Origin of the sequence: Odoribacter sp. N54.MGS-14, assembly GCF_000980295.1 — a bacterium.
Lineage (GTDB): Bacteria > Bacteroidota > Bacteroidia > Bacteroidales > Marinifilaceae > Odoribacter > Odoribacter splanchnicus.
Genome location: NZ_LARL01000119.1, coordinates 1 through 4,529, shown reverse-complemented (window position 1 = coordinate 4,529; position 4,529 = coordinate 1). Strand labels below are relative to the sequence as shown.

General features: G+C 43.8%; 5 protein-coding genes and 1 pseudogene. All 6 read right to left on the bottom strand.

Translation table 11 applies throughout. From position 1 onward, the window contains the following. A partial coding sequence (locus WS42_RS14290; RefSeq protein ID WP_046451320.1) for a FimB/Mfa2 family fimbrial subunit occupies positions 1-320 on the bottom strand: 320 nt, incomplete at its 3' end. A gap of 18 nt (positions 321-338) precedes the next feature. Beyond that, positions 339-1,160, bottom strand: a complete 822-nt coding sequence (locus WS42_RS14285) for a hypothetical protein (RefSeq protein WP_022159776.1) — start codon at positions 1,158-1,160, stop codon at positions 339-341. A 745-nt stretch (positions 1,161-1,905) separates the two neighbouring features. Further along, positions 1,906-2,472, bottom strand: a complete 567-nt coding sequence (locus WS42_RS14280; protein ID WP_013613090.1) for a flavodoxin — start codon at positions 2,470-2,472, stop codon at positions 1,906-1,908. A gap of 13 nt (positions 2,473-2,485) precedes the next feature. Beyond that, positions 2,486-3,304 carry a carboxymuconolactone decarboxylase family protein gene (locus tag WS42_RS14275; RefSeq protein WP_217778679.1) on the bottom strand — a complete coding sequence of 273 codons (819 nt, stop codon included), beginning with the start codon at positions 3,302-3,304 and terminating at the stop codon, positions 2,486-2,488. A gap of 24 nt (positions 3,305-3,328) precedes the next feature. Next, positions 3,329-4,177: pseudogene (locus WS42_RS14270) on the bottom strand (flavin reductase); the annotation flags it as partial. A gap of 43 nt (positions 4,178-4,220) precedes the next feature. After that, positions 4,221-4,529 (bottom strand): aldo/keto reductase (locus WS42_RS14265; RefSeq protein WP_046451318.1); only part of this gene is annotated, 309 nt, incomplete at its 5' end.

Genomic DNA, 4,529 nt, shown 5'->3' with positions numbered 1-4,529 from the left:
TCCTGAATACCGCCGATTAAATCCGATTTGATATTGGAAAGATAAGCGAAAGTATACTGTCCGATAGGAAGTTTGACCGGAGAGACACTTTTCAGATTTTCGTATTCGCTATGTCTGACGAAATTTCCTGTTTCGTCGTAGATAAGCACGTGAAAGGTTTCGACGATATTGCTTAATTCCTCTGCGCTGAGGTTGGCCTGAGCTCCGCTGAAATTCAGTTGTACTCCTCCGTCAGGGACTGTCGTGAGCGTATCTTCCTTTTGACAGGAACAAAAAAGAACACTCCAAAGCAGAACGATGCTATAGGTTATTTTTTTCATATCTTGATTCTTTTTGGGTTATAAAACGCTTACTTCTTCTTCGAGAGTCAACTGCCAATCTTCAGCACCGCTTTTCGTTATGGCTTTCTTCTGTAAGGTGAAATTCAATTCAAGTTTTTTGTTGGCTTCGATTGCATGCTTACCGGTAAACTCAAACATTCTGATTTTGTTAATTCCATTCTCATCGAGGTAATCGATTTCAATCATTCCTTTTACCACTCCATAGGTTGGAAAAACATAGTACCAGGAATTGTCTGTCCGTATATATTCGTCATAGTATACAGGTTCATCTTCATAATCTCCCAGACAGATACATGCAGGGGAATTTGTAATATGGCAACTAGGATAACCTTGTATATTTAAAGAGTCAAAATTGGTGATATTGATTTTTACTCCACCAACTAACCTTTGAAGCTCAAATTTCTTTTCTCCAGAGACAGGATCTGCTTTCAATACTCCTCCAAACAGGTTTTCAGAGACATTGTCGTGTCTGTTGATTCTGATATAGTTCCGATGAAGCTCCATGTGAAGATCTTTTAATTCTTCAAGAGAACCCGAACAGGCTACCGTGATAAAGGTATGAGGTTCCGGTTCCAAATCCTGGAGGACAATCGGATCTCCCCAAGCCAACTCTTGTTGAAAATAGATCGGTTTGGCCGGAGTCGAACTCTCGGGGAAATAGAATAAGAACAAGGAATCGATTCCCGATTGATAAATAGAATCTGTGCTATACAGGGATAAGGCAAAATTTTTTCCGGTAACGACCGGTTGCTCTTCCTGTGTCTCTGTCGAACAAGAAAAGAGAGAACACAAGATGATAAAAAACAGTAATTTCTTCATGGTCTGTGATTTTGCAAGATTAAACGAACGATTATATTAGCGTAATAACTTGTCAAATCGTATTTATGCGCAAATTTTTGTATAAAATTGACGGCTAGATGTTTAGTTTGTATAAATTTTTCATACATTTGTCTCACATTTTGTATTTTATTTAACCCAAATAATCGTTCTATTTTTTTTGTTACAACTATTATAGCGGTTAGATCTGATTTCTGTAACTGTCGTAACTAAAAAATTCCAGGATTTATTTTTTCTTTCTATTCCGATTCCGGGTTTTGTGCCGTCAGCACTACAAGTCAAAGGAAGGAGAAGGAAAGTTTTATTGAATAAAAAGACAGGCCTCTATCGGAGCAGGAATACCTGAGTTACCTAACCGGATTTTTATAAAACACTGATTTACAAGCAAAATCTTAATATGAGGGGTTCAGAAAATATCTGTTTTGTAGGAGTTCATATTTTTAAGGTCGCCGTTCGTTTCCCATGAAGTGCTAGCATCAGTCGAAGGTATTTGTGTTCGGTGACCATTGGAGCTCTGGCGAGTGGTATCTTACTTTTTTCTGAACGCCCTGGTGTCTGACGGAAATGTAACGTAAAGTTTTTTTGCGAAGTGAGGAGTTCCGCCGGTCAGTGAAAGAAAAAGCCAACTGACCGACAGAAGCGACCGGGTCACCGAACACGAACAAGTACAAAATGCCAGGTCTTTCCGGCAAAGCCAGAAAAAGATCAGCGTCCCTTCCGGGCTACGCTAATCCTTCGACGTTTTACCGATCCATTCACGGATACCGTTCTCGTCCATTCGGTTCAATAGCTTTCCCTCTTTCCAGTTCAGGTCGGGATAAGCCTTTTTCAATGCGCCGACACTGTTGGTAATGCCGCTTCCACCCGATGTAGCGAAAGGAATAAGAGTCTTACCTGCCAGGTGATGAGTTTCAATGAACGTATCGATAATACGTGGAGCAAGATTCCACCAGATCGGATAGCCGATAAAAATCACATCATAATCGGCAATATTCTTTTTCGCTTCCTGAATGGCCGGACGCGACTTCGGATCGTTCATCTCTACCGAACTACGCGACCTTTTGTCATTCCAGTCGAGATCGGCATTTGTATACGATTCGACAGGGGTTATCGCATAAAGTTCTCCACCCGTAACCCGGGCTAATTTCTCAGCTGCACGTGCCGTAGTTCCTGTCACCGAGAAATAGGCAACAAGCGGCTTGTTATCCGATTGTTTCATATTTTGTTTTTCTTGGGCATTCGAGGCAGTCGCCATTCCAACGACCACCAATAATACGAATATAAATTTATACATAGAAAGCCGGTTTTTATTTTTGAATTTTATTATATGCTTCATCGTTTACAGGTTCGAGCCACTCGTTAGAAGAGCCTTCTCCCGGAATCTCGAACGCCAGGTGAGCGAACCAACTGTCGGCTGCTGCCCCATGCCAATGTTTCAAGTTAGCGGGAATATGGATCACTGTGCCGGGTAAAATTTCTACGGCTGGTTTACCCTCTTCCTGATACCAACCTCGTCCGGCAACACCGATAAGCATCTGTCCGCCTCCCTTTTTCGCGCGGTGGATATGCCAATTGTTCCGGCAACCCGGCTCGAACGTGACATTGGAAATATAAACCTGTTCACGCGATATAGGTGCAAGATAACTATTGCCGGTGAAATACCGGGCATAGGCCGCATTCGGTTCTCCGATGGGAAAGATCATCTCACGTTGGAAAGCAGCTTTCGCATCCTCACCGTTCGTATCTTCGGCCCACACTTCCTTGGCAAGCCGGAACGCAGCCCAAGCTTTCGGCCAACCCGCATAAAAACCGATGTGCGTGATAATCTCTGCAATCTCTGTTCGGGTAATGCCGTTGTTCCGGGCCGATTGCAAATGGAATGTCAGCGAACTGTCCGTTATCCCCTGACTGATGAGTGAAGTGATTGTTACCAAACTACGGTCACGCAAGCCGAGTCTGTCCGTACGACTCCAGACTTCGCCGAAAAGAACGTCGTCATTGAGTTCTGCGAATTTGGGAGCGAATGTTCCCAACTGGTCACGCCCCGCTGTTTGTTTGATTTTTTCCTGTGCCATACCGATTGTTGTTAAAATACTGAATACTAAAAATAAATAGATCTTGTTCATAATGGTATTTATTGGATAAAGTTATGTTTCAAGAATAGTTATCCGACAAGGATTTTCCTTTTCACGGACAGCATACATAGTCAATACACCGGGTTCACGACGCAAGGATATTTCACCGACTTCGGCAGCATATTTCAGATACGCATCGAGATATTCCGGCCGAACTTCAATTTTCGACAAGCGCACGATACCGTCCGAAGCCATAGGCAACTTAGCGCACATACCCGGTTCTTTATCGGGTTTCAGGCACTTGCCGATCACTTCTCCTGTAGCCAGGTAAGAATAAGCCGGAAATGTGAACAGAACCGGTTTCAGCCGGGTATAATCCAGTCGGCCGGTACTGTCGAGAACCTCTGGCCTGGCATAAGTATTAGCTACGGAGCAGATAAAATTATCGAAGCCGTCGGTTTCGTAAATATCCACCACCTCACACTCCATCGTTAAAGGGGAAGCATCGATTATAGGTGTACCTTTTTCTCCGATATGGTAATCGAAAACATTCGACTTATCGACCGAAGCACCGCTCACACTGCCTACATAATCGGCCTCAGGCAACATTTCCCGACTGACAAGATTGATCGACAACTTCTTCGACTTCCTGATTCCTTGATCGGTATAATGTTGCTTATTCATACTCACGAGTATACGGTCGTGACCGATAATGCCTGTGTGTCCGACGACAAGCCAGTTTACTTTTCCTTCCACCTGCGCGCCGATAACCGTCATCGGTTTCGGGTAAAGAGCCAAAAGATTCCCGATATTTTTCTTCCCCGTTTCCATCATACCGGAGGGGTTTGTCGTATGCTCTTTCACCGCCGTACTACAAGATAGCATAACAGACATAAGCAGTATATTTAAAATTGATTTTCCCATATCGCTTCATACAATAATCCTGATAAATTTTTGTTTTATTCATTTATTTATCGATCTGACTTTCGGTAAAGGGATCGGCACGGTGGCCCATCAGGTCTATTTTAGAATAAGCACGGTCGAACTCCTCCATCTCCCAGGCCGACAAACGAATCGTCCCCGCACCCAGAAAATCATCCAAATGTACCAGATCGGTTGTTCCGGGAATCGGAGCGATCCAGGGTTTACGCGAAAGCATCCAAATCAGTGCAAACTGTGCGGGAGTTACTCCTTTGCGTTCCGCCCACCGACGGACAAGTACAACAAGGGGCATATTGTGTTTCAGAGCCTCAGGTGTAAATTGCGGCAGCGTGGC

Excerpts from the sequence above, each read along its gene's own strand:
- WS42_RS14285 (WP_022159776.1), bottom strand. The coding sequence starts at position 1,160 with ATGAAGAAATTACTGTTTTTTATCATCTTGTGTTCTCTCTTTTCTTGT.
- WS42_RS14280 (WP_013613090.1), bottom strand. The coding sequence starts at position 2,472 with ATGTATAAATTTATATTCGTATTATTGGTGGTCGTTGGAATGGCGACT.
- WS42_RS14275 (WP_217778679.1), bottom strand. The coding sequence starts at position 3,304 with ATGAACAAGATCTATTTATTTTTAGTATTCAGTATTTTAACAACAATC.